Origin of the sequence: Micromonospora sp. DT228 (assembly GCF_049841595.1) — a bacterium.
GTDB lineage: Bacteria > Actinomycetota > Actinomycetes > Mycobacteriales > Micromonosporaceae > Micromonospora.
The window spans coordinates 478,124-503,031 of sequence record NZ_JBNCKO010000001.1 but is presented as its reverse complement, the minus strand read 5'-3'; the positions used below and the strand labels follow the sequence as shown (position 1 = coordinate 503,031).

The following is a 24,908-nucleotide window of genomic DNA, read 5'->3' as shown; positions in this document are numbered from 1 at the left end:
GATCGAGACGGGTCGACCCGACCCTGAGGGGATGACGGGTTCCGAGACACCGCAGGATGGCGCACCCACCACGCTGTCCTGGCTCTGCCATCCCGCCACCGTGATCGCCCTGGTCCTGTTGCTGGTCAACGACCACGTGCTGAAGGCGGCCTTCCCCGGCCCGGTGACCGGGAAGCTGAGCGACGTGGCCGGCCTGGTGCTCGCCCCACCGCTGGTCGCGGTGCTGCTGACCCTCCTGGTGCCGCGGTTGCCGGCCCGGGCCGCCGCGCTGGCCGGTCTGGTCGCGGTGGGCGCCGGCTTCGCGCTCGTCAAATCCAGCGGGTACGCCGCCGAGCTGGCCTCGTCGGCCTGGACCGTGCTGGCCGGGCCCTCGCTGGTCCGGGCCGACCGGACCGACCTGCTGACCCTGCCGGCGCTCGGCCTGGCCTGGTGGAGTTGGACCCGGTCGCGCCGCCGACCGGTGCGCCAACGGACCGCCCGACTGGTCCGACTGTTCGTGGTGCTGCCGCCGGCGGTGCTGGCGGTGGCCGCGACCAGCCCGATCTACTATCCGTACGCAGTGGCCACCGCTGTCGTCGACGGTCACCCGGCGATCTCGGTCGGCACCGGCTACAGCACGTCGGACTGGCCGGCCGATCCGTTGGACGGGCAGTGGGCGGTCAGCGAGGATGGCTCGACCACCTGGCGGCTGGCCACGGAGGATGAGCAGCGGCAACTGTCCCGCCAGGAGCTCGGGCAGCAGCAGGCGTGCGCTTCGAATGAGCCCCGGCGTTGCTACCGGATCGTCACCGGGCACCTACGGGTCGAGGAGAGTGACGACGCCGGTGCGACCTGGCGGGTGGCCTGGGAGGTGCCCGACGGGCAGCGGGAGGAGTTGGCCCGCCGGTCGCCGAACCCGGGCGATGTCCCGCGCCACTTCGCCTCCCGCGATCTCGTCGTCTATCCCCATGCCGGGGGTGGTCACGAGGTGCTGGTCGCCAACGGGCGGGACGGTTTTCTGCGCCGTCTGCCCGACGGTGGGTGGCAGCGCGACGGGTTCCTCTTCGAGGAGGGGCAGCTCGGCACGTCGTGGAACGAACCGCCCCGACTGGGCGGTGGCGGACCCGGCGACCGCCAGTTGGACCTGTTGCTCGCCGTCGCGCTGGCGCTGACTCTCGGCTGCGCGGTCACTGCGCTCGCCGGTCATCTCGCGATCCGCCGTGGTGGAGGTCCGCGCTGGTGGGGGGTCGTCAGCAGTGCGTCGATGCTGGTCGCGGGGATCGTGTTGACCGCGGCCTGGGGGCGCGACGACGACACCCTGGCGTTCATGGCCGTGCCGTTCGTGCTGGCGGTGGGCGTCCTCACGGCGGTGGCCATGATCGTTCGAGCTTCCTACCAGGGCGCTCTGCGGCGCTGGATCGGCCGGGTGCTCGCCGGGTTCCTGCTCACCGTGCTCCTGGCTGGGCTGCCGCTCGTCGGTTGGCTGTACGGCACCCCGTCGCGGACCCGGTTCGCGGTGGCGCTTGCCCTGCTGGCCACGGTGCCGGGCGTGTTGCTGGCCACCCGGATCGCGCGGCTGGTGGACCCGGCCCGTGGGTTCGAGCGCCGGTACCCACCGCGCCTGCCCTATCCGCCGTACGGGCCCTATCCGCCTGCGCCATACCCGGCTCGCCCACCGACGGTGCCTGATCCGCCGTACCCGTCGCAATCGCCGCCGCGGTGAACCTCCGACGTGCGGCTGACCCTGCTGCGTGCGGTTGGCCAGCGGCGGGCCGCTAGGTCAGCGGGCGGGCCGGTGGCGCCAACGCGGCGATCAGCACCGCCACCATTGTCAGCGCTGCCCCGAGCAGGGTGTTCACACCGGGGTGCGAGGCCGCCGTGGGCAGCACCAGGTCCAGCAGGACCGCCCCCACGATCTGGCCGGCGATGGTGGCCAGGCCCAGCAGCAGCACCCCGGTGAACCGCACGATCGCGGCGGCGATCGCGATGAACACGATGCCGATCGGGCCGCCCACGTAGAGCCACGGCTCGCTCGGCAGGTGGCCGGTCGGCCAACCGCGTACCGCGACGTCGATGGCGAACGCGACGAGCAGGGTGGCGGTGCCGACGGCGAAATTGACGAGTGTCGCGGTCAACGCGCTGTCGGCCGCCGCCCGGACCCGCCCGTTTACCGCCTGCTGCCAGGCCGTGCCCACCCCGGCGACCAGCGGCAGCAGGGCCAGCGCCAGCGTGCCCGGACTACCGAGCCGGTCGCCGACCGCCAGGCCGACCGCGAGCACGGTGAGCACCGCGCCGGCCAGCCGTTGCCGGGTCACCGGCTGCCGGCCGGTCGGGCCGATGCCGGCCCGGTCCACGGCGAGGCTGCTGCCGGACTGGCCGGCGACCACGGCCACGGTGAAGACCGCCACGCCCAACGTGCCGATGGTGAGGCCCTGGCAGGCCACCAGGAACGCCCCGCACATGCCACCGAGGCACTGCCACGGCCGCAGCGTGCCCGTCGCGAGCGCGCGCCGCACCCCGACCAGCCCACGCCGCCCGGTCGCGGTGGCGGGCACCAGCACCAGGAGCACCAGCAGGCCGAGGCCGAACGAGACGACCGCGGCGGCGAAGCCGTCGTCGAGGCGCACCCCCAACTCGCCGTTGATGCGCGACTGCACCGCCACCGCGAGCCCGGCGACGGACGCCAGCGCGACGCCGCTGATGCGGCGGGCGGCCGACAGGACCTGCGGTGTCTCCGTGTTGGCGGCTGTCACTCCTGCTCGGCCAGCGGACGACCGTCGAAGTCGACAGCGGAGTAGAGCGCCAGCTTCTCCAGCCGGTGGTACGAGTCGATCACCCGGATGGTGCCGCTCTTCGACCGCATCACGATCGACTGCGTGTACGCGCCGCCGGCCCGGTACCGCACCCCGCGCAGCAGATCTCCGGAGGTGACCCCGGTCGCCACGAAGAAGCAGTTGTCGCCGGTGACCAGGTCATCGGTGCCGAGCACCCGGTCCAGGTCGTGCCCGGCGGCGAGCGCCTTCTCCCGTTCCTGCTCGTCGCGCGGCCAGAGCTTGGCCTGCATCGCACCGCCCATGCACTTCAGGGCGCACGCGGAGATGATGCCCTCCGGGGTGCCGCCGATGCCCATCAGCACGTCGACCTCCGACTCGCCCCGCGCGGCCGCGATGGAGCCCGCGATGTCACCGTCGGAGATGAACCGGATGCCCGCCCCGGTCCGGCGAATCTGTGCGACCAGGTCCTCGTGGCGGCTCCGGTCCAGCACACAGACCGTCACCTCGGAGACGTCGGTGCCCTTGACCTTGGCGATCCGCCGCACGTTCTCGGCGACACCGGCGTTGATGTCGATCACGTCGGCGTACGCCGGCCCGACGGCGAGCTTCTCCATGTAGAAGACGGCGCTGGGGTCGAACATCGCACCCCGCTCGGAGACGGCGAGGACCGCGACCGCGTTCGGCATGCCCTTGCTCATCAGGGTGGTGCCGTCGACCGGGTCGACGGCGACGTCCACCTCCGGGCCGGTGCCGTCGCCGACGTGTTCGCCGTTGAAGAGCATCGGGGCGTTGTCCTTCTCGCCCTCGCCGATCACCACCACGCCACGCATCTGGATCGAGTTGATCAGCTTGCGCATGGCGTCGACGGCCGCGCCGTCGCCGCCCTCCTTGTCGCCCCGGCCCACCCACCGACCGGCCGCCATCGCGGCGGCCTCGGTGACCCGGACCAGGTCGAGGGCGAGGTTTCGGTCGAGATCCTGTGGGATCCGCGTCCTGGTGTTGGTCATGACGGCTGCTCCTCCTCGCGACGGTGCGGGGACGACCGGCGGCGGGGCGGTCCCCACTGCCGGCTCTGTCGCTGATCCTCACACGATGGCCGACCGGGCGTTGGCGCGGGGCGGTGATGGCCTGGATACCGCCGGTCGGGCGGCTGCGAAGATAACGGGGTGGAACCCGCACAGCCAGCCGACCGCGTACCCGCCGACCGCACGCCGCCCGACGGTCAGCCGCCGGTTGACGTCCCAGTCGCCGCCGGTGGTGAGCCCACCGGCGACGACCCGATGCCACCGCCGCGGGCGAAGCCCGCCAAGTCCGAGCGGTCGCCGAAGGACATGGCGATCTCGTTGCTGGTGCTGCTCGTCCCGATCGCGCTGCTGCTGGCGTTCTACCGGGGCTTTCTCGGTGGTGACCAGGCCACGACCGTCGATCCGGCCCCGGCCATCGAGCAGGCCCGGTCGGCGAACGTGTTTCCGGTGAGCCAGCCGGAAGGGCTCGGCTCCGGCTGGTCGACGGTCAGCGCCCGCTACCAGACAGTCGACGGCGGCGCGAACCTGCGGATCGGCTACCTCACGCCGGAGGGGCGGGGCGTCCAGCTCCTCCAGAGCAGCGTGCCGGCCGAGCGGCTGCTCCCCGCCGAGCTGACCGACCAGGGCCAGCCCCAGGGCCCGACCGAGCTGGCCGGGCGGAGCTGGCAGCTCTACGCGGCCCGGGGCAACCAGCAGGCGCTGGTCCTGCTGGAACCGACCCGCACGGTGATCGTCGTCGGCGATGCCCGGGACAACGAACTACGCGAGTTGGCCGGCTCGCTGCACTGAACGGACAGAAGGGCGATTGTCCGACCCGACAACAGGGAACAGAGAGGGAGTGATCCGGGCGCGCTGCTCGGCCCGGATCGCGCGACGCGGCCGACGGTGCTGCCGCGTCGCCCGGTTTCCGGCGCCGCCCAGGTCGTCGGGTGACCCTCTTGGGAGACACGTATGACTGTCCGACGACTCGGCGCCGGCCTGGTAGCCGCCGCTCTGATCACGCCCGCCCTGGCCGCCTGCGGCGACGGCACGACAGGCACCGCCGGATCGACCGCGACCCCGACGGTGACCGCGTCCGCCACGGCGAGCGCGTCCGGCGCCCCGGCGGCGGGCGACGCCAAGCAGGCCCTGCTCGACTCCACCAAGGAGATCAGCAGCGGCAACTTCCGGTTCACCCTCGCCGGTGCCGGCTCCACGGCCGAGGGCCAGGTGCACCAGCCGAGCCAGAGCGCGGAGATGAAGATCGCGGTCGGTGGTCCCTCGTCCGACCTGGCGATGAAGCTCGACGTGATCCACTTCAAGCCGGACAGCTGGGTGAAGCTGGAGCTGACCGGCTCGAGCGCCAACAGCCTGCCCACCATCAAGCAGCTCAACCTCGGCAAGTACCAGCACCTGGACCAGACCCGGATCAAGGGCAACCGCAGCCTCGGCTTCGACTTCGACAAGGTCGACCCGGCCGGCAGCGCGGTGCTGACCCAGGGCATCACCGAGGTCCGCAGCACCGGCACCGGCGCGTACGCGGGCACCATCGACGTCACCAAGGCCGCCGAGGCGGGTTCGCTGAACGCCGCCACGATCGCCGCGCTGGGCACCCAGGCGAAGACGGTTCCGTTCACCGCGAAGGTGGACCCGCAGGGCCGGCTCAGTGAGCTGGTGCTGCAGTTGCCGGCCGCCGGGCAGACCGCCGCCCAGGAGATCAAGATGACGTACTCCGACTACGGCGCCGCCACGGCCGCGCAGAAGCCGCCGGCGGCCCAGGTCGTCGAGGCGCCGGCCGAGCTGTACAGCCTGTTCAACTGACGCGTCCGCGTGGGGCGGCTCCGGCCGCCCCACCGGCGGTCGGTCAGGAAGCGGGCTCCTGCCGGGCGGCGTCGATCCGCGCCCGCGCCCCGTCCAGCCAGCGTTGACAGATCACCGCCAGCGCCTCGCCGCGCTCCCACAGCGCCAGCGACTCCTCCAGGGACGTGCCGCCGGCCTCCAGCCGCTCGACCACCGAGGCCAGCTCGGCGCGGGCCTGCTCGTAACTGAGCCGTTCGTCCGGCCCGGCCTTCGTGTCGTCAGTCATCGCACCCATCTCAGCACACCGCTCGCCAGGTCACCGCGTCGCCACTGCGCCGTCCACGGTGGCGGCCAGTTCGCCGTCGGCCAGCCGTACCCGCAACGGGTCGCCCTTGCCGACGTCCGCCGTCGCGCGCACCACGTGGCCGTCGGCGCGCTGCACGATCGCGTACCCCCGCTCCAGGGTGGCGGCGGGGGAGAGCGCGCGCAGCCGGGCGAGGGTGTGGCGCAGGTCGTCGTCGGCGGCGACGAGCCGGTGCTCCAGGCAGCGGCCGGCCCGCTGGCGCAGCGCGGTCAGCTCGGTCGCCCGATGCTCCACCATCACCTGCGGCCGGGCCAGCACCGGCCGGGAGCGGAGTCCGTCGAGCCGGTGCGTCTCCCGATCGACCAGATTGCGCACCGCCCGTTCCAGGCGGTGCCGGGCCTGGCCGATGAGGCGTACCTCCTCGGTGAGGTCGGGGACGACGCGCTTGGCCGCGTCGGTCGGGGTGGAGGCGCGGACGTCGGCGACGTAGTCGATCAGCGGCGCGTCCGTCTCGTGACCGATCGCGCTGACCACCGGAGTACGGCAGCCGAACACGGCGCGGCAGAGCGCCTCGTCGGAGAAGGGCAGCAGGTCCTCGATGCCGCCGCCGCCCCGGGCGATGATGATCACGTCGATGCTCGGGTCGGCGTCGAGCACCCGGAGCGCGTCGACGATCTGCGGCACCGCGGACGGCCCCTGCACGGCCACGTTCACCGTGCGGAACTCCACCGCCGGCCAGCGTCGCCGGGCGTTCGTCAGCACGTCCCGCTCCGCCGCCGACGCGCGCCCGGTGATGAGCCCGATCCGGCCGGGAAGGAACGGCAGTCGGCGCTTGCGGGCGCGGTCGAAGAGCCCTTCGGCGGCGAGCAGCTTCTTGAGTTTCTCCAGTCGGGCCAGCAACTCCCCGAGCCCCACCTGGCGGATCTCGTCGGCGCGCAGGCTCAGCGTGCCCCGGGCGGCGTAGAACTCCGGCTTGGCGTGTAGCACCACCCGGGCGCCCTCGCGCAGCTCCGGCGCCCCGGCGTCCAGCACGTCCCGATTCGTGGTGACGGTCAGGCTCAGGTCGGCCGACGGGTCACGCAGGGTGAGGAAGACCGTGCTGGCCCCGGGACGACGGCTGATCTGCGCCACCTGCCCGTCCACCCACACCCAGCCGAGCTTGGCGATCCAGGCCCCCACCTTCTGGCTGACCACCCGTACCGGCCAAGGCTCCTCCGCGCTACTACGAGCCCCCTCACTCACCGCCCACCCCCGCTCGCCCACTCGACCACTCACCCACCCGCCCACCCTACGGACCCCCACGGTCTGCCCCGTTGATCATGAGGTTATTGCCCCTGGTGTCGGGCGTGTCGCAGCGATAACCTCATGATCAACAAGGTCTTGGGAGGGGCGGCACGTACGATGGGTTCGTGACTGAGGCTGAGGCGACTCCCCGGACCGGCAAGCGCGTGCTCCTGGCGAAGCCCCGCGGTTACTGCGCTGGTGTCGACCGCGCCGTGCAGACCGTCGAGGAAGCACTGAAGCTCTACGGCGCCCCGATCTACGTGCGCAAGCAGATCGTGCACAACAAGCACGTCGTGCAGACGCTGGAGGCCCAGGGCGCGATCTTCGTGGAGGAGAACGAGGAGGTGCCGGAGGGGTCCACCGTCATCTTCTCCGCGCACGGCGTCGCCCCCGAGGTCTACGAGCAGGCCAGGCAGCGCTCGCTGAAGGCGATCGACGCGACCTGCCCACTGGTGACCAAGGTGCACCACGAGGCGAAGCGGTTCGCCGCCGAGGACTACGACATCCTGCTCATCGGTCACGAGGGGCACGAAGAGGTCATCGGCACCGCCGGTGAGGCCCCCGCGCACATCCAACTCGTCGACGGCCCGGACGGCGCCGACAAGATCACCGTACGGGATCCGGAGAAGGTCGTCTGGCTCTCCCAGACCACGCTCTCGGTCGACGAGACGCTGGAGACGGTGGCCCGGCTCAAGCAGCGACTGCCGCTGTTGCAGTCCCCGCCCAGCGACGACATCTGCTACGCCACCTCCAACCGGCAGCACGTGGTCAAGGAGATCGCCGCCGACTGCGACGTGGTGATCGTGGTCGGCTCGACCAACTCCTCCAACTCGGTCCGCCTGGTCGAGGTCGCCCTGGACGCGGGCGCGCGCGCCGGCCACCTTGTCGACTTCGCCCACGAGATCGACGACGCCTGGCTGGAGGGGGCCACCACGGTCGGCCTGACCTCCGGCGCGAGCGTCCCGGACGATCTGGTCCAGGAGGTGCTCGGCTACCTCGCGGCGCGGGGCTTCGCCGACGTCGAGGAGATCACCACCGCCAACGAGCGGCTCGTGTTCTCCCTCCCGCAGGAGCTGAGGCGGGACATGAAGGCCGCGGCGGCACGCGGCTGAGCGCGGGAACGAACTCGACCCGGCGTACGTCAGATCCGGCATGAGGACCTTTCGGCTCGCCGTCTCCGCGCTGACCATCTGCGTGGCGCTGAGCGCCTGCGCCAGCGAGGACGCCGGACCCGGCAACCCCCCGCCGATGCCGACCGGAACGCAGCCGGTGACCAGCCCGCCGACCCCCGCCCCGAGCGGCACGCCGTCGATCGTCGACCCCGCACCGACCACCCGGCCGTCGAACCCGAAGCCGGGCGGGCCGAGCACGCCCCCGGGGGTCCGGGCCACCACCATAACCGGGGTGGTGCAGAGCGGGGTGGAGCCCAACTGCGTCCTGCTCGGCGATTACCTGCTGCTCGGGGGGCCGCGGGACGTGCTGACCCCGGGCGCGCGGGTGGAGGTCACCGGCCGGGCCGAGCCCGGCATGATGACCACCTGCCAGCAGGGCACCCCGTTCGTCGTGTCGAACGCCAACCCGTCCTGACCGGCCGAGCTAGCGGGTCGCGACCTCGTCGTCGGCCGGATCGACCAGCTCGGGCGCCTGCGGCTGTCGGGGCGTCAACTCGACCTGCGCGGGCGCGGCCAACTCCTCGTCCGACACGCCCAACTCGGCGAGCTTGCGCGCGCTGACCAGCACCCGGGCCTCCAACGAGCCGACCGCCCGGTTGTACGCGGTCACCGCACCGGCCAGCGACGACCCGAGCTTGCCCACGTGGTCGCCCAGGGTGGAGAGCCGACCGTACAGCTCCCGGGCGAGGGTGTGCACCGCCAGCGCGTTACGGGCCAGAGCCTCCTGCCGCCACGAGTAGGCGACGGTGCGGAGCAGGGCGACAAGCGTGGCCGGCGTGGCCAGCACCACGTTGCGGGTGAAGGCGTGCTCCAGCAGCGTCGGGTCACGCTGGAGCGCGACGTCGAGGAAAGGGTCGGCGGGGACGAACAGCACGACAAACTCGGGTGAGTTGTCGAACGCCGACCAGTACGACTTGGCGGCCAGGGCATCCACATGCCCCCGCAGGTGCCGGGCGTGCGCGTCGAGGTGGGTGTCTCGGCCACGCTCGTCACGGGACTCCATGGCCGTCAGGTACGCGTCGAACGGCGCCTTGGCGTCCACCACCACGGATCGGCCGCCGTGCAGCCGGACCACCAGATCCGGTCGGACGACCTGCTGGTCGGTGGCGGCGGTGACCTGCTCGGAGAAGTCGCAGTGCTCCAACATCCCGGCCGCCTCGACGATCCGGCGCAACTGGTGCTCGCCCCACCGGCCCCGCACCTGCGGCGCGCGCAGCGCCGCCACCAGTTGTTTGGTCTCGGTGCGCAGCTCACCGGAGACGGCGGTCATCGACCGGACCTGTTCGCGCAGCTCGGCGTACGCGTCGACCCGGTCGTGCTCCAGCTCGGCAACCCGCTGCTCGTAGCGGCGCAGGGTGTCGTGCAGCGGCGCGACCGCCCGGGCCACCGCCTCCTGGGACTGCGCGGTGGCCTCGTAACCCAACGCCCGCATCGACTGCTCCAGCCGGCCCTCGCCCTCCCGGGTGGCGGCCAGCGTGGCATCGAGGCGGGCGATGTCGGCCGCCGAGCGGGACCGGGCCGCGAGCCAGCCCACCGCCCCGCCGGCACCGAGGCACACGATCACCAGGAGCAGCGTCGAGACGTCCATCACCGGAGCTTGCCAGACCGGTACGACGTGCGAGCCGGGGGTACGTTCGATGACATGGAACTTGTGTTGTGCCTCGCCGTGGTGGTGGTTGGCGCGTTGGGTGCCGCGGCGCTCGTCCGCGCCCAGGCCGGCGCTCGGCAGCGCACCGCGCTCGGCGACGCCCGCGCGGAGGCGCAGCGGTGGTACGAGCGCCTCGGCGGCCAGTTGATGAACCTGCAGGGCGACGAGCCAGCGGTACGCCAGGCGCTGGCCGATGCCGGTGAGCGGTACAACGCGGCCGGCTCGCAGTTGGAGCAGGCGCGTACGCCGCACCAGTTCGGGCTGGCCCGGGAGACCGCGCTGGAGGGGCTGGCGTACATCCGGGCGGCGCGTACCGCGCTGGGCATCGACCCGGGCCCGGAGGTGCCGACGCTTGCCGCCGCGCGCGGCGTCGGGCAGCTCACCAAGGAGCGCGAGATCGACGTGCAGGGGCAGACCTTCCGGGCCGGTCCGCAACCCGGCCGGGAAACGCCCTACTACTACCCCGGTGGGCGTTACCAGGGTCGGCCGGTGCCCGCCGGGTGGTATTCGACGCCGTGGTGGAAGACCGCGCTGGGCGCCGGGGCCGGTGTGCTCGGCGGCATCCTGATCGCCGACGCGCTGTTCTCGCCGGCCTTCGCCGACCCCGGGTACGGCTACGACGCCGGCTACCAGGAGGGCTTCGGCGACGGAGTCGACCAGGGCGGCGACGGCGGCGACCAGGGCGGCGACTTCGGCGGCGGCGACCAGGGCGGCGACTACGCCGGCGGTGACTACGGCGGCGGCGACTTCGGCGGCGGCGGCGACTTCGGTGGCGGCGACTTCGGTGGTGGCGACTTCGGTGGCGGCGACTTCTGACAGTCGTTCACACCTACGGAAACGGGCCCCGGTCGCAGCGACCGGGGCCCGTTCTCGTACCTGTTGATCAGCCGGTGTTGCGCATTCCGGCGGCGATGCCGTTGACCGTGGTGAGGAGTGCCCGCTCCAGGGCGGTGCCGTCGCTCGGTGCGCGTCGGCCGCCCGGGGCGGTGGCGATCGCCCGTCCGGCGGCGCCGGACTCCCGGTACTGCCGCAGCAGCGCCACCTGGAGATGGTGCAGCGGCTCCAGGTAGGTGTCACGGACGGCGAGGGTGCGCTGGAGCACCGGCGAGTTTTCCAGCAGGGCGGGCGAGGCGGTCACCGCCAGCACCTCCCGCTTGGTGAGCTCGTACTCCTGCTCGATCTGTTCGAAGATCGGGTGCAGCTTCTTCGGGACCAGGGTCTCGACGTACCGGCGGGCGATGCTCAGGTCGGTCTTGGTCACCATCATCTCGACGTTCGACAGGAACGTGCGGAAGAAGTGCCAGTTGCGGTGCATCTCGGCGAGCACGTCCGCCAGGCCGGCCTCGCGGGCGGCGGCCAGACCGGAGCCCACGCCGAACCAACCCGGCACGATCTGCCGGGTCTGCGTCCACCCGAACACCCACGGAATGGCCCGCAGACCGGACAGCCCCGCGCCGGTGTTCGGGCGCTTAGCCGGCCGGGAGCCGATGTTGAGCGCGCCGAGCAGCTCGGTGGGGGTGGACGCCCAGAAGTACGCCGGCAGGTCCGGGTCCTCGACGAGCGACCGGTAGGACCGGTACGCCGACTCGGAGACGACGTCCATGGTGGCGTCCCAGCGTTCCAACATCTCGGCCGGCTGCCGGGGCGCGGTGTGCAGCAGGGTCGCCTGGAGCACCGCGGCAAGGGTGAGTTCCAGGTTTTCCCGGGCCAGGGACGGCAGGGTGTACTTGTCGGAGATGACCTCGCCCTGCTCGGTCACCTTGATCGCGCCGTCCATCGTCCCGTACGGCTGAGCCAGGATCGCCTCGTGCGTCGGCCCGCCGCCGCGCCCGACCGTGCCGCCCCGGCCGTGGAACAGCCGCAGGTGCACCCCGTGCCGGGCGGCCACGTCACGCAGCGCGCGCTGCGCCCGGTGGATCGACCACTGGCTGGTGGTGATCCCGGCTTCCTTGTTGGAGTCGGAGTAACCGAGCATGACTTCCTGTACGTCGCCTCGGGCGCTCACAAGTGCCCGGTACGCGGGCAGCGACAGCAGGTCGTCGAGGAGTTCGCCGCCGGCGTTCAGCTCGGCCGGGGTCTCCAGCAGCGGCACGAACCCGATCCGCGCCCGCCCGCTGTGCACGTCCACGAGACCTGCCTCGCGGGCCAGCACCACCGCGGCCAGCACGTCGTCGACGCCCATGGTCATCGAGATGATGTACGACTCGATCACCTCGGTGCCGAAACGGTCCTGGGCCTCGCGGATCGTGCTGAACACGTCGAACGTCTTGCGGGTGGGCTCGGTGAGCGGAGTGTCGAGGGTGGACAGCGGTCGACGGCCGGTCAGCTCGTCGGCCAGCAGCTTGGTGCGTTCCAGCCGGGTCAGCGCCGGGTAGTCGGAGACCTCGCCGACGGCCGCGTAGAGCTGGGCGAGCACCGCGTGGTGCGCCTCGGCGTGCTCCCGGACATCCATGGTGGCCAGGTGCAGGCCGAACGCGGACACCGTACGGATCGTGGAGGCCAGCCGGCCGACGGCGGTGAGCTGCCCGGAGTTGCGGGCCAGCGAGGCGCGCAGCAGGTCCAGGTCGGCGATCAGCTCGGCGGAGCCCTGGTAGTCCCGGCCGGGCACGTGGGCGGTGCCCTGACGCAACCGCTGCCGGGTGTTGGCGAGCTTCGCCTTCACGCAGCGCGCCTTGAGTCGGTACGGCTCCTCGGCGTTGACCCGGCGGAACCGCGTCGCCACCTCGGGCAGCGCGTCCAGGTCGGCGGCGAGGCTGGCGGAGAGGTCGAGCGACACCCCGCGCAGCCGACGCGAGACCGAGACCTCGTTGATCAGGTGGTCCATCGCCTTCTCGGTGGCCGCGATGCCGTGCTCGTGCTGGATGGTCAGCACCTCGCGGGTGACCGCCGGGGTGACGAACGGGTTGCCGTCACGGTCGCCGCCGATCCAGGTGCCGAAGCTCAGCGGCCGGGCCGTCGGCGAGGTCTCCACGCCGAGGGTGCGCAGCGTGTCGGCCAGGTCGTCGAGCACCTGCGGGGCGGCCTCGGCGTACAGGTCGCGCAGGTAGTAGATGGCGTTGCGGGCCTCGTCGGTCGGGTCCGGCCGGTCGAGGCGCAGCTCGTCGGTCTGCCACATCAGGTCCAGCAGCTCGGCCAGGCGACGGTTGGCCGGGCCCTCGTCGCTGGCGCCGTAGAGGATCGCGTTCGCGGTCTCGGTGTCCAACTCGTCGGCGATCGCGCGCAGCTTGGACAGGATCGAGCGGCGGGCCGCCTCGGTCGGGTGGGCGGTGAAGACCGGGCGCACCGCCAGCCGGCGTGCCGCGTTCGCGATCTCCTCGGCCGGCACCCCGCGCTCGGCGATCATCTTGGCCGCCTGGTCCAGCCAGCCGCCCTGCACCGCGCGACGGCGGCGCAGATCGCGCGCACGGTGCACCTGCTCGGTGATGTTGGCGAGGTGGAAGTAGGTGGAGAAGGCGCGGGCCAGCTTGGTGCCGGTGGTCACGTCGAGCCCGCCGAGGCGGGCGGCGGCCGCGGGGGCGTCGGTGCGGACCTGGGCGCGGATCTCCTCGACGAGGTCGAGCAGCGGCCGACCCTCCTGGCGGGCGAGCGTCTGCCCGAGCAGGGTGCCGAGCCGGCGGATGTCGGCACGCAGCGCGGCGTCGGGGCCGTCGTGGTCGTGCTGGTCAGTCACGGTGCGCTCCCTCACGTGGATACGAAGGACAGCGCTGTCCGACTTACTGGATGGTATCCGCGCGCACCGGGTGTCCGGAGGGCCCCCTGGTGATCCACTGTCTTCGAGGTGGTGTTTTCGGGCGTGATCTCAGCCACCGTGGCGGGCTGATCCGGGGCCGTCGGGGGCTGATCCGGCGCCGTCGGGAGCCGATCCGGGGTCGGAGCGGGGCGAGCCGGGGCCGGCGGTGCTGGCCCGGCGACCCCGCACCAGGCTCGCGCTGACCAGGCCGAGCGCGCCGAGGACCGCCCAGAGGGTGAGGGCGATCACCGGCCAGCCGGCCGATCGCCAGTGGAAGTAGACGGCGGCCTTGGTCAGGTCGTTCGCGAGCCCCGGGATGTTCCAGCGGTGCATGCCGCGCAACAGGCCGGGCAGGAACTCGGGCGCGTAGATGCCGCCGGAGCCCGGGTTGCCGAGCACCACCAGGAGCAGGATGACAAGCGCGGTGCCCGCGACGCCGAGCCAGCCCTGGATGGCGCTGGCGAACAGCGCGGCGGCGAAGACGGCAAGCGCGCCGATGGCGGCGATCGTCGGTACGTGGTGGTGCCAGATGCCCAGCACCGGCCCGACCACTACCGCGCCGGCGATGCCGAGCAGTGCGCTGTAGACGGCCAGGGCGGCAATACGCAGCCCGGCCCGTCGCGCCGTACGCGGGGTGGTGCCGGCGGATATCCCCAGCACCGTCGAGGCGAGGTAGCCGCCGAGCACGTACCCGACGTTCAGGTAGAAGGGCACCACCCCGCGCGGGTCGGACGAGGTGACCGGCACCTTGTCGACGATCTGTAGCGGGGTGCCGGTGCGGGTGGCGGCGGTGGTGAGCACCTCCCGGATCGCGCTCGTGGCGGATGGGCCGGAGGCGCTGGCGACGGCGAGGAGCAGGCCGTTGTCGGGGCCGGTGCTGAGCACCGCGTACACCGCGCGGCTGAGCAGGGCGTCCTCGGCGGCGCGGGCGTCGTCGTACCCGATGGGGGTGATGATTGTGGTGTGGCCTCGGATGGCGTCGAGCGTCGCCTGGGCGCGCTGGTCGCCGAGGGCGACACCGACCGGCAGGTCGCGCGGGGTGGGCTGGTGCAGCGCGCCGACGTAGGCGGCGATGAACGCGGTGGCCAACGCGAGGGTGCCGAGCAGCAGCGCGATGCTGCGCGGTGCCCAGTCCCGGGCTCGACCCTGCGGGATTTCGTCCATATTGCCAGCGTATGGTCCGGTTCGTCATTCGCCGGGCGAAAACCGGTTGGCTGGTCGGATAGCTTCTGATCATGGTGTCGCTGCGCTACCCGCCCAAACCACGGCCGGGCGACCGGGTCGCGGTCGTCTCGCCGTCCGCCGGCCTGCCGGCGATCTTCCCCCACGTGTACGAGTTGGGGCTGCGCCGGCTACGCGAGGAGTTCGGACTGGAGCCGGTGGAGTATCCGACCACCCGGGTCCTGGGGGCCGACCCGCGCGACCGGGCCCGCGACCTGACCGCCGCCTTCGCCGACCCGAGTATCACCGCCGTGCTCGCCACGATCGGCGGGAACGACCTGATCACGGTCACCCCGCACCTCGACGACGACGTGGTGCGGGCCAACCCGAAGCCCTACTTCGGCTTCTCGGACAACACGAACGTGCTCAACCACCTCTACCGCCTGGGCATGGTCGCCTATCACGGCGGGTCGGTGCTCGTGCACCTCGGCCGGCCGGGCGCGCCGCACCCGCTGACCTTCGACTCGCTGCGCGCGGCCCTGTTCACCACCGACTGGTACGAGTTGACGCCCGCCCACGAATGGGGTGACCGGCCGAACCCGTGGACCGAGCCCGAGACGCTGGCGTACGAGCCGGAGATGCTGCCCGGCGAGGGCTGGCGCTGGCAGGGCCCACAGCGGGCGGTGCGGGGGCGCACCTGGGGCGGCAACCTGGAGATCCTGCACTGGCTGCTGGCCACCGACCGGGTGCCCACCGTCGCCGAGCTGGACGGGTCCGTGCTCGTCGTCGAGACCTCGCAGGAGATGCCCAGCGCGCAGGAGGTGTTCCGGATCGTGCGGAACATGGGGGAGCGGGGGCTGCTCGCCGCCTTCCCGGCGATCGTCGTCGGTCGCCCGAAGGCGTGGGATTTCGACAAACCGCTGTCGGTGCCCGAACGGTCGGCGTGGGGCGAGGCCCAGCGGGAGGCGATCACCCGCGCCCTCACTCCGTACAACCCGGACGCGGTGGTGGTCTTCGACGTCGACCTCGGTCACACCGACCCGCAGTTGATCATCCCCTACGGCGGCGAGATCCTGGTCGACGCCGTCGATCGCCGGATCTCGGTGCGCTACTGACGAGACCCGGGCGTGCCGTACGCACCAGCGGGGAGGTGCCACCTCCCCGCCGGTGCGTGCCCGTCGGCGTCAGTCGGCCGGGCAGAACACCGACCGCAACGCGGCCAGGAAACCCGCGCTCGCCGGAGCCGGCGACAGCCCACGTGCGTCGGCGTCGATGTCGTAGACGTTGGCGGCCAGGACGAGTTGTCGGGAGTTGTCGAGGCTCGTCGCCGCGAGGCTGGTGAAGCCCGGCCCGCCGCCGTCGGTCGTCCACACCGTCGTCGGGCCTCCGGCGCAGGGGAGCGTCCTCCGCTGCACGCCCAGCCCGTACCCGTCCGCCCCGTCGTCCGTCGCCACGAGCGTCTCCAACTCACGCTGCTGCGCCGGCGCGAGCAGCCGCCCGCCGAACAGCGCCCGGTGGAACCGTGCCAGGTCCGCCGTCGTCGAGATCATCGCCCCGGCCGTCCAGTCGTACGACGGGCTGAACCGGGTCACATCTCGCCCGGCCAGGTCGTAGCCGTGCAGGTGCCGGCCGTGGATCTCCGGGTCGGTGACCGGGAACGAGGTCTGGCTCAGGCCCAGCGGGTCGATGATCCGCCGCCGCACCTCGCTCGCCGCGGCCCGACCGGTGACCGCCTCGATGATCAGACCGGCGAGCAGGTAGTTCGTGTTGGAGTAGGCCCACGAGGCGCCCGGGGCGAAGTCCGGGCGGTGGGCCACCGCCAGGGCGATCACCGCGCGGGGCGAGATGACCCGGTCCCAGTCGTGCTCGTCGAGGTACGGCGCCCAGAAGCCTCGTTCGCCGGTCGGATCCCAGATGCCGCTCGTGTGGTTGAGCAACTGCCGGACGGTGATCGTCGAACCGTCGTTGCCGTTACCCCGGACGACCCCGGGCAGCCACCGCTCGATCGGATCGTCGAGGGTCAGCCGTCCCTCGCCCACCAGTTGCAGCAGCACCGTCGACACGAACGCCTTGGTGTTGCTGGCGATCCGGAACCTGTCGTCCGGCCGGGCCCGCGCACTGGTGGCCCGGTCGGCCACTCCCGCGGCCACCTGCCACCGTCGGCCGTCCACCCGGCCGTACGCCACCGCGCCGGGAAAGCCGTCCGCGACAAGGTGGTCGAGCGCGGCGGTCAATGCCGGGCCTTCCACCCCTGGACGGCCGGCCCGAGCCGGCAGGGGTCCGACCGCGAGTGCGGCGACCAACGACCCGACCGATACCAATACTGTCCACATCCGACGTTTCATGACCCTGCTCCCATCGACGTCACGACGTCTGTCCCCGTCGACCCTGCCGAAGTACCGGCCGCCGGTGAATGCGGATCTCCCGCCGGACGGGTGGGGTTAACCCGACAGATCCCGACGGGCTGGCCGGCTGGGCGGCTGGCGCGCGCCCCGCGCATGCTCGGCGGGGCACCCGGCACTGGCCCCGTCCGGGACGATGGCAACCGGCGTGACGTCGGCCGGCAGGTCGGGAGGATCAGATGACGCGTCTCCGGCAGCTCCGCAATCAGGTCGCGTACGTGCTGGTGGGCCTTCCACTGGCGGTCGTCGGCCTCGCGTACGCCGGTCTCACGGTCGTGGTCGGCGGCATGTTGTCGCTGACGCTGCTCGGCCTGCCGCTGCTGTCCTCAGGCGTCCTCGGCGCTCGCGGCTGGGGGCGGCTGCACCGCGCTCTCGCCGGCGCGACGCTCGGGCTGCGGGTCGCCAATCCACGCCCGGTCCGCCGACGGCCCGGCCCGGTGGGGTACGTCCGGACCGGTCTGGGCGATGCCACAGGCTGGCGGGCGATGGCCTACCTGGTCGTGAAGCTACCGGTGGCCCTGCTCGCGGCGGCGGTGGTCGCGGTCTTCCTCTGCTACCCGGTGTTCCTGCTCAGCCATCCCCTCTGGTGGCGGTTCGTCCGGCCGGTCAACACCGACAGCCTGGGTCGGCCGCACCGCGCCGCCCTGCAACTCGGCGACTTCTTCTTCGACACCTGGCCCCGGTCGTTCCTGCTGGCCGGGATCGGTGCCGGGCTGCTCCTGGCCGGTCCCTGGCTGCTGCGCGCCGTACTGTTCCTGGACGCGCTGCTGATCCGTGGCCTGCTCGGCCCGACCAGCCTGGACGACCGGGTGGACAACCTCGAACGGACCCGGGCCCTGGCCGTCGACGACGCCGCCGCGCTGCTGCGCCGCATCGAGCGCGACCTGCACGACGGCACCCAGGCGCAACTTGTCGCCCTGGCCATGAAGCTGGGGATGGCCAAGGAGAAGCTCGCCGACGGAGCCGGGCCGGAAGCCAGGGCGCTTGTGGAGACCGCGCACCGGGACGCGAAGACCGCCATCACCGACCTTCGGGACCTGGCCCGGGGCATCCACCCGCCCATGCTCGACAACGGGCTGGAGGCGGCGCTTGCCACCCTGGTGGCCCGGGGCGCCGTACCCGTGGGGTTGCGTGTCGCGTTGACCGAGCGACCGTCGCCGGCCGTGGAGACGATCGTCTACTACTGCGTCGCCGAGCTGCTCACAAACGTCGTCAAACACTCCACGGCCCGGCGGGCGAGCGTCGAGGTACACCACGATGGCGGTCTGCTGCGGGTGCGGGTCTCCGACGACGGCGGTGGAGGAGCCAGGATCAGGTCCGCGGCGCACGCGCTACCCGGCGGCGGGTTGGTCGGCCTGCGCGACCGGGCCCGTACCGTGGACGGCACGATGCGGATAGACAGCCCGCCCGGTGGGCCGACAGTTGTCACGGTGGAACTCCCGGTGCGGCCATGACCGGGCTGCGAGTGGTCCTCGCCGAGGACTCCGGGATCCTGCGCGACGGGCTCACCTACCTGCTCACCGACCGGGGGCACCGCGTGCTCGCCGCGGTGGCCGACCCGGAGGCGCTGCGGGCGGCCGTCGACGAGCACCGGCCGGACATCGCGGTGATCGACATTCGGATGCCGCCGACGTACACCGACGAAGGGCTGCGCGCGGCACTCGCCGTCCGCGCGGATCATCCCGGCACGCCGGTGCTGCTCTTCTCCCAGTACGTGGAGACCAGGTACGCGGCGCAGCTGCTCGCCGGAGGCGCCGGGGGCGTCGGCTACCTGCTCAAGGACCGGGTAGCCGAGGTCGGCGAGTTCGTCGACGCGCTCACCCGGGTCGCGGGCGGGGCGACAGTGCTCGACCCGGAGGTCGTGACGCAACTACTCGGGGCGGCCCGGGGTGTCGAAGAGCTGGCCGGCCTCTCCGAGCGGGAACGCGGCGTACTGGCCCTGATGGCCCAGGGACGCTCGAACGTGGCGATCGCCGCGGCGCTGTTCCTCAGCGTGGGGGCGGTGGAGAAACACATCACGAGCATCTTCGGCAAGCTCGGCCTGCCCCCGTCCGAGAGCGACCACCGTCGGGTCATCGCGGTCCTCCGCCACCTCCGGTCCGGGTCCTGACCAGTCGCTTCGGCGATGCTCCCGTGGAGCCAGCGCCGCACGCCGCTTTCCGTCTGCGGAGCTGACTGCTCCGACGCAACCTCCGGCGATCTTGCAGTTTCTGTCGTCGATCTGGGCGGATATGCCACTTGTGTCGGGACAGAAAGTGCAAGATCGCGGGGTGGAGGCACGGGGAGAAGTCAGTGGGTTACGAGGGCGAAGGCGCGCACCGGGAAGGTGCCCATGCCGGCCACCCTCGGTGGGGCCGCCGTGAACCGGAATCCGCTTGGCGGCAGAGCGTCGAGGCCGGTCAGGTGCTCCACGATCGGGACGCCGGCGGCGAGCAGTGTGCTGTGCGCGGGGCGTACGCCGCCGGCCGTCGGACCCATGTCGTCGATGTTGATCGAGTCGATGCCGACCAGAGCGGCGCCAGCGTCGGCAAGAGCCTGGGCGGCGTCCCCGGTCAGGTACGGCGCTTCCGGGTCGCCGTACCGCTCGGTGCCGAAGTGCACGTCCCACCCCGTGTGCAGCAGCACCGCACACCCGGCCACCTCGTACGGCGCCAGCATCAGTCGTTCCACGGCCCGCGTGCCGGCCGGCACGCGCACCACCACGCCGGGCAGGTCGGCGAGGCGGCTCAGCGACACCCCGGCCAGGTCGTCACCGCCGGCCCAGCGGTGGGCGGGAGTGTCCAGGTACGTGCCGGTGTTGGCGATCATGTCGATCCGGGCCACGTGGAACTCGGTGCCGGGCGCGTAGTTCGCCCGGGACGCCGCGAAGGTCAACCAGTCACTGATCCGCGGCGCCGGCCAGCCCGGCAGGGTGATCATCCCGTCGCTGATCACGTGGCTCAACTCGACCAGCCGACGATCGGAGCCGGACTCCTCGACGGCGACGCCCCGACCACCCTTGTGCGGCTCCTCGATGATCGTCTTCGCGCTGATCAGGACCTCGGCGACCATCAGCAGCCCGAGGTGCCGGACGAACAACGCCGCCAGGTCCTCGTCGCTGATTTCCGGACCCGGAATGTCCAGCCGGAACTCCTCGGTGCGCAGCCCGCCGCCGTTGGCGAAGCGCACCTGCGCGTCGAACTGTGCCCGCCACTGCCGCATCACAAAACCGGATCACAAACACCATCCGCCGGTCAAGACCGTCGGTCGTGCGTCGCGTGCCGCGTGCCGCGTGTCGCGTGTCGCGTGTCGCGTGTCGCGTGTCGCGTGTCGCGTGCCGCGTGTCGCGTGTCGCGTGTCGCGTGTCGCGTGTCGCGTGTCGCGTGTCGCGTGTCCTGCGCCGTGCTTCGCGGGCCGCGGGCCGTGCTTCGTCGGAGATCTTGGACAGTTTCCGTTCCGCGCTAACTATTCAGCGCTAACGGAAACTGTCCAAGATTGCCCGGCATCCGTCACTTGGGCGGGGTGGTCCCGGCAGCGGGTCGCGCCGCCACCCGCCATGCCGGCCAGACCCGGAAAAACTGCTGCCTCCGAAGACCCGGAGGCAGCAGTTTCAGAGAAGTCGCGCGAATCTTGGCAGGCGTGAGGCGCTGGGCTCGTTGGTGTGCGAGGCGCGAGGGTGGTGCGCCTGGCGCGAGAGGTGGTGCACGGGGATCGGGGGAGGCGGGGGTGGTGCGGGAGGCATGGGTGGCGCGGGTGGTGCGGGAGGCGGGGGTGAACGCGGGAGGTGCGGGAGCGGGGGTGGTGCGGGAGGCGGGGGCGCGGGAGGCGGGGGCGGCACGGGTGGCGGGGGTGGTCCGGGAGGCGGGGGTGGCGCGGGAGGCGCGACGCGGCGTGGACCTTCGCGGAAGGGGGTGTGTGTCGGTGGACGGGGATAGGCTTGTGTCAGGCACCCCCCGTCCGGCTGGACGAGGGGCCGCCGTCGTGTGTGTCGACTCCCCAGGAAGGTTTCCCTTGCTCACCGGTCTGTTCTCCGCCGCCCTGGCCGACCCGGCTCTGGCCCGGGCGCGTGACCTGGCGCGCTCCGGTGCCGCCCAGGTCGACGGCCTCGACATCACCGCCCCCGCCGCGCTGCGCCCGTTCGCGGTCGCGGCCGTCGCGGCCGACAACGACGGGGCCGGGCGACCCGTGCTGGCGGTGACCGCCACCACCCGCGAGGCCGACGACCTGGCCGCCGCGCTGGGCGAGCTGCTGCCGGCGGATCAGGTGGTGGTCTTCCCCTCCTGGGAGACGCTGCCGCACGAGCGGCTCTCCCCACGCTCGGACACCGTGGGTCGGCGGCTGGCCGTGTTGCGCCGGCTGGCGCACCCCGAGTCGACCGACGCGCACGGCGGCACCGGGCCGCTGCGGGTGGTCGTGGCCCCGGTCCGTTCGCTGCTCCAGCCGCAGCTCAAGGGGCTCGGTGACCTGGAGCCGGTGCAGCTCGCCGCGGGCGAGGAGGCCGACCTGGAGGAGGTCGCCCACCGCCTTGTCGACATGGCGTACGCCCGGGTCGACCTGGTCACCAAGCGCGGCGAGTTCGCCGTACGCGGCGGCATCCTGGACGTTTTCCCGCCGACCGACGAGCACCCGTCCCGGGTCGAGTTCTGGGGCGACGAGGTGGAGGAGATTCGCACCTTCGCCGTCGCCGACCAGCGGACCATCGAGCAGGTTCCGCTGCTCTGGGCGCCGCCGTGCCGTGAGTTGCTGCTCACCCCTGCGGTCCGCGACCGGGCCGCCGCGCTCGCCGAGCAGCACCCCGAGTTGGCCGAGATCCTGGACAAGCTGGCCGAGGGCATCCCCGTGGAGGGGATGGAGTCCCTCGCCCCGGTGCTGGTCGGCCCCGACTCGCTGGAGTTGCTGCTGGACGCCATGCCGGCCGGCACCCACGTGCTGCTCTGCGATCCGGAGCGGATCCGCACGAGGGCGCACGATCTGGTGCGTACCTCGGAGGAGTTTTTGCAGGCCAGTTGGGCCGCCGCGGCGGTCGGCGGCCAGGCCCCGGTGGACGTCGGCGCCGCTGCCTTCCGGACCCTCGGTGAGGTGCGCGCCACCGCCGGTCAGCTCGGCCAGCCATGGTGGACGCTGTCCCCGTTCGGTCTCATTGAGGGGGAGACGGCGACCGAGGCGCGCCAGCCCTGGGAGGACGCGCCGGAGCAGGCCGCCGTCACCCCGGACGACGCCATCGCGGTGACCCTGTCCGCCCAGCCGGCGCCGCTCTATCACGGGGAGACCTCGCGGGTGGTCGAGGACCTCAAGCGCTGGGCCGGCGAGGGTTGGTCGATCGCGCTGGTCTTCGAGGGGCACGGCCCCGCCCAGCGGGCGGTGGAGGTGCTGCGCGACGCCGGTCTGGGCGCCCGGTTGACCGAGGAGGTGTCGACCGCGCCCGTCCCCGGCGAGCTGGTGGTGACTTGTGGCGCGCTGAGCAGCGGGTTCGTCGACGAGGCGTCCCGCTTCGTGCTGCTCACCGGCAACGACGTGACTGGTGGTCGGGGCACCTCGACGCGGGACATGCGCAAGATGCCGAGTCGGCGGCGCAACACCATCGACCCGCTGGAGCTGAAGGCCGGCGACCACGTGGTGCACGAGCAGCACGGCATCGGCCGCTACGTCGAGCTGGTGCAGCGCACCGTCAACGGCGCCAGCCGGGAATACCTGGTGATCGAGTACGCGGCCAGCAAGCGGGGCCAGCCCGGCGACCGCCTGTTCGTGCCGACCGACCAACTCGACCAGCTCTCCCGCTACGTGGGCGGCGAGCAGCCGACCCTGCACAAGATGGGCGGCTCGGACTGGCAGAAGTCCAAGGCTCGGGCCCGCAAGGCGGTCCGGGAGATCGCCGCGCAGCTCATCCAGCTGTACGCCGCCCGCAAGGCGTCCAAGGGCCACTCGTTCGGCCCGGACACCCCGTGGCAGCGCGAGCTGGAGGACGCCTTCCCCTGGCAGGAGACGCCGGACCAGCTCGCCGCGATAGACGAGGTCAAGCGGGACATGGAGCAGACCGTCCCGATGGACCGGCTGATCTGCGGTGACGTCGGCTACGGCAAGACCGAGATCGCGGTACGGGCGGCGTTCAAGGCGGTGCAGGACGGCAAGCAGGTGGCGGTGCTGGTGCCGACGACGCTGCTGGTGCAGCAGCACTACAACACGTTCGCCGAGCGGATGAGCCAGTTCCCGGTGCAGATCCGGCAGTTGTCGCGGTTCCAGACCCCGAAGGAGACCGAGCGGACGCTGGAGATGGTCGCCGACGGCACCGTCGACATCGTCATCGGCACCCACCGGCTGCTGCAGACGGCCACCCGGTTCAAGCAGCTCGGGCTGGTGATCGTCGACGAGGAGCAGCGCTTCGGTGTCGAGCACAAGGAACACCTGAAGACGCTGCGCGCCTCCGTCGACGTGCTGAGCATGTCGGCCACCCCGATCCCACGGACCCTGGAGATGGCGATCACCGGCATCCGGGAGATGTCCACGATCGCCACCCCGCCGGAGGAGCGCCACCCGGTGCTCACCTTCGTGGGCGCGCAGGACGACCGGCAGGTGGCGGCGTCCATCCACCGCGAGTTGCTCCGCGACGGGCAGGTCTTCTACCTGCACAACCGGGTCGAGTCGATCGACCGGGCGGCGCGGCGGCTGCGGGAGCTGGTGCCCGAGGCGCGGGTCGCGGTGGCGCACGGCCAGATGGGTGAGGATGCCCTGGAGAAGGTCATGGTCGGCTTCTGGGAGAAGGAGTTCGACGTCCTGGTCTGCACCACGATCGTCGAGTCGGGCATCGACATCCCGAACGCCAACACCCTGATCGTGGAGCGGGCCGACCTGCTCGGCCTGGCCCAACTGCACCAGATCCGGGGTCGGGTCGGCCGGGGCCGCGAGCGGGCGTACGCGTACTTCCTCTACCCGCCGGAGAAGCCGCTCACCGAGCACGCCCACGAGCGGCTGGCGACCATCGCCCAGCACACCGAGTTGGGTGCCGGCATGTACGTGGCGATGAAGGACCTGGAGATCCGGGGCGCCGGCAACCTGCTCGGCGGCGAGCAGTCCGGGCACATCGAGGGTGTCGGTTTCGACCTGTACGTGCGGATGGTCGGCGAGGCGGTCTCCGCGTTCAAGGGTGAGCGGTCGGAGGACGAGCCCGACGTCAAGATCGACCTGCCGATCGACGCGCACCTGCCGCACGACTACGTGAGCGTGGAGCGGCTGCGCCTGGAGATGTACCGCAAGCTCGCCGAGGCACGGGACTCCGACCGGCTGACCGAGGTGGTCGCCGAGATGACCGACAGGTACGGCGAGCCGCCGGCCCCGGTGCAGAACCTGGTGGAGGTGGCCCGGTTCCGTCTGCTGGCCCGCCGGTACGGCCTCACCGACGTGTCCATGCAGGGCAAGCACGTGCGGTTCGGTCCGCTGCCGTTGCCGGATTCGAAGCAGATGCGGCTCAAGCGCTACCATCCGGACGCCGTCTACAAGCTGGCCACCGACCAGGTGAGCGTGCCCCGGCCGAGCACCCGTCGGGTCGGCGGGGAGCCGCTGCGGGACCAGGCGCTGTTGCAGTGGTGCGCGCAGTTGCTCTCCGATGTGCTGGGTGCCCCCGCCCCGCTCGCCGTCGCGGCGGGGTGAGGTGGGGGCGGCCGGGACGACTGGGGC

General features: G+C 72.2%; 19 protein-coding genes. 10 read left to right on the top strand and 9 right to left on the bottom strand.

What is annotated here, in order from left to right; all coding sequences use genetic code 11:
• The first annotated feature begins 31 nt into the window (after positions 1-31).
• Entirely contained in the window at positions 32-1,702 is a 1,671-nt protein-coding gene (locus ACLQ29_RS02150; protein ID WP_425769978.1) for a hypothetical protein, read from the top strand.
• A 52-nt stretch (positions 1,703-1,754) separates the two neighbouring features.
• On the opposite strand, the gene ACLQ29_RS02145 is transcribed toward ACLQ29_RS02150, so the two are convergent.
• Positions 1,755-2,699: a DMT family transporter gene (locus ACLQ29_RS02145; RefSeq protein ID WP_425770154.1), complete on the bottom strand. Its 945-nt coding sequence runs from the start codon at positions 2,697-2,699 to the stop codon at positions 1,755-1,757.
• Positions 2,700-2,728: 29 nt separating this feature from the next.
• Complete coding sequence (glpX, locus tag ACLQ29_RS02140; protein WP_393366419.1) at positions 2,729-3,760, bottom strand: class II fructose-bisphosphatase; 1,032 nt, start codon at positions 3,758-3,760, stop codon at positions 2,729-2,731.
• A 159-nt stretch (positions 3,761-3,919) separates the two neighbouring features.
• On the opposite strand from glpX, the gene ACLQ29_RS02135 reads away from it, so the two are divergent.
• Together ACLQ29_RS02135 and ACLQ29_RS02130 are read left to right on the top strand one after the other, a co-directional pair.
• Positions 3,920-4,567, top strand: coding sequence for a DUF4245 family protein (locus ACLQ29_RS02135; protein ID WP_425769977.1), 648 nt, complete (start codon positions 3,920-3,922; stop codon positions 4,565-4,567).
• A 162-nt stretch (positions 4,568-4,729) separates the two neighbouring features.
• The gene (locus ACLQ29_RS02130; protein ID WP_425769976.1) at positions 4,730-5,578 is read left to right on the top strand and encodes a hypothetical protein; all 849 of its coding nucleotides are present in this window, start codon (positions 4,730-4,732) and stop codon (positions 5,576-5,578) included.
• A 43-nt stretch (positions 5,579-5,621) separates the two neighbouring features.
• On the opposite strand, the gene ACLQ29_RS02125 is transcribed toward ACLQ29_RS02130, so the two are convergent.
• Both ACLQ29_RS02125 and xseA read right to left on the bottom strand, forming a co-directional pair.
• Positions 5,622-5,843, bottom strand: coding sequence for an exodeoxyribonuclease VII small subunit (locus ACLQ29_RS02125; protein WP_030328827.1), 222 nt, complete (start codon positions 5,841-5,843; stop codon positions 5,622-5,624).
• A 30-nt stretch (positions 5,844-5,873) separates the two neighbouring features.
• Entirely contained in the window at positions 5,874-7,136 is a 1,263-nt protein-coding gene (xseA, locus tag ACLQ29_RS02120; RefSeq protein WP_425769975.1) for an exodeoxyribonuclease VII large subunit, read from the bottom strand.
• 134 nt (positions 7,137-7,270) lie between these two features.
• On the opposite strand from xseA, the gene ACLQ29_RS02115 reads away from it, so the two are divergent.
• Both ACLQ29_RS02115 and ACLQ29_RS02110 read left to right on the top strand, forming a co-directional pair.
• Complete coding sequence (locus tag ACLQ29_RS02115) at positions 7,271-8,257, top strand: 4-hydroxy-3-methylbut-2-enyl diphosphate reductase (protein WP_425769974.1); 987 nt, start codon at positions 7,271-7,273, stop codon at positions 8,255-8,257.
• Positions 8,258-8,297: 40 nt separating this feature from the next.
• Positions 8,298-8,732, top strand: coding sequence for a hypothetical protein (locus ACLQ29_RS02110; RefSeq protein WP_425769973.1), 435 nt, complete (start codon positions 8,298-8,300; stop codon positions 8,730-8,732).
• Between the two features lie 9 nt (positions 8,733-8,741).
• Here the strand turns inward: ACLQ29_RS02110 and ACLQ29_RS02105 are convergent, their stop codons facing one another.
• Positions 8,742-9,905 carry a DNA recombination protein RmuC gene (locus ACLQ29_RS02105; protein ID WP_393366429.1) on the bottom strand — a complete coding sequence of 388 codons (1,164 nt, stop codon included), beginning with the start codon at positions 9,903-9,905 and terminating at the stop codon, positions 8,742-8,744.
• A gap of 54 nt (positions 9,906-9,959) precedes the next feature.
• Between ACLQ29_RS02105 and ACLQ29_RS02100 the strand changes: the two genes are divergently transcribed.
• Positions 9,960-10,781: a hypothetical protein gene (locus ACLQ29_RS02100; protein ID WP_425769972.1), complete on the top strand. Its 822-nt coding sequence runs from the start codon at positions 9,960-9,962 to the stop codon at positions 10,779-10,781.
• Between the two features lie 67 nt (positions 10,782-10,848).
• Here ACLQ29_RS02100 and ppc read toward each other — a convergent pair whose 3' ends face one another.
• Together ppc and ACLQ29_RS02090 are read right to left on the bottom strand one after the other, a co-directional pair.
• The gene (ppc, locus tag ACLQ29_RS02095) at positions 10,849-13,635 is read right to left on the bottom strand and encodes a phosphoenolpyruvate carboxylase (RefSeq protein ID WP_425769971.1); all 2,787 of its coding nucleotides are present in this window, start codon (positions 13,633-13,635) and stop codon (positions 10,849-10,851) included.
• A gap of 129 nt (positions 13,636-13,764) precedes the next feature.
• Entirely contained in the window at positions 13,765-14,859 is a 1,095-nt protein-coding gene (locus ACLQ29_RS02090) for a hypothetical protein (RefSeq protein ID WP_425769970.1), read from the bottom strand.
• Positions 14,860-14,930: 71 nt separating this feature from the next.
• Here ACLQ29_RS02090 and ACLQ29_RS02085 point away from each other — a divergent pair, with 71 nt between their 5' ends.
• Positions 14,931-15,971, top strand: coding sequence for a S66 family peptidase (locus tag ACLQ29_RS02085; RefSeq protein WP_425769969.1), 1,041 nt, complete (start codon positions 14,931-14,933; stop codon positions 15,969-15,971).
• 69 nt (positions 15,972-16,040) lie between these two features.
• On the opposite strand, the gene ACLQ29_RS02080 is transcribed toward ACLQ29_RS02085, so the two are convergent.
• The gene (locus tag ACLQ29_RS02080) at positions 16,041-17,090 is read right to left on the bottom strand and encodes a serine hydrolase domain-containing protein (protein ID WP_425769968.1); all 1,050 of its coding nucleotides are present in this window, start codon (positions 17,088-17,090) and stop codon (positions 16,041-16,043) included.
• A gap of 347 nt (positions 17,091-17,437) precedes the next feature.
• Here ACLQ29_RS02080 and ACLQ29_RS02075 point away from each other — a divergent pair, with 347 nt between their 5' ends.
• Together ACLQ29_RS02075 and ACLQ29_RS02070 are read left to right on the top strand one after the other, a co-directional pair.
• Positions 17,438-18,712 (top strand): sensor histidine kinase, encoded by a 1,275-nt coding sequence (locus tag ACLQ29_RS02075; RefSeq protein ID WP_425769967.1) that lies wholly within the window; start codon positions 17,438-17,440, stop codon positions 18,710-18,712.
• A gap of 5 nt (positions 18,713-18,717) precedes the next feature.
• Positions 18,718-19,368 carry a response regulator transcription factor gene (locus tag ACLQ29_RS02070; protein WP_393367088.1) on the top strand — a complete coding sequence of 217 codons (651 nt, stop codon included), beginning with the start codon at positions 18,718-18,720 and terminating at the stop codon, positions 19,366-19,368.
• 179 nt (positions 19,369-19,547) lie between these two features.
• On the opposite strand, the gene ACLQ29_RS02065 is transcribed toward ACLQ29_RS02070, so the two are convergent.
• Positions 19,548-20,459, bottom strand: a complete 912-nt coding sequence (locus ACLQ29_RS02065) for a cyclase family protein (protein ID WP_425769966.1) — start codon at positions 20,457-20,459, stop codon at positions 19,548-19,550.
• 789 nt (positions 20,460-21,248) lie between these two features.
• Here ACLQ29_RS02065 and mfd point away from each other — a divergent pair.
• On the top strand, positions 21,249-24,881 hold the full coding sequence (mfd, locus tag ACLQ29_RS02060; RefSeq protein ID WP_425769965.1) for a transcription-repair coupling factor: 3,633 nt from the start codon (positions 21,249-21,251) through the stop codon (positions 24,879-24,881).
• Positions 24,882-24,908 lie beyond the last annotated feature (27 nt).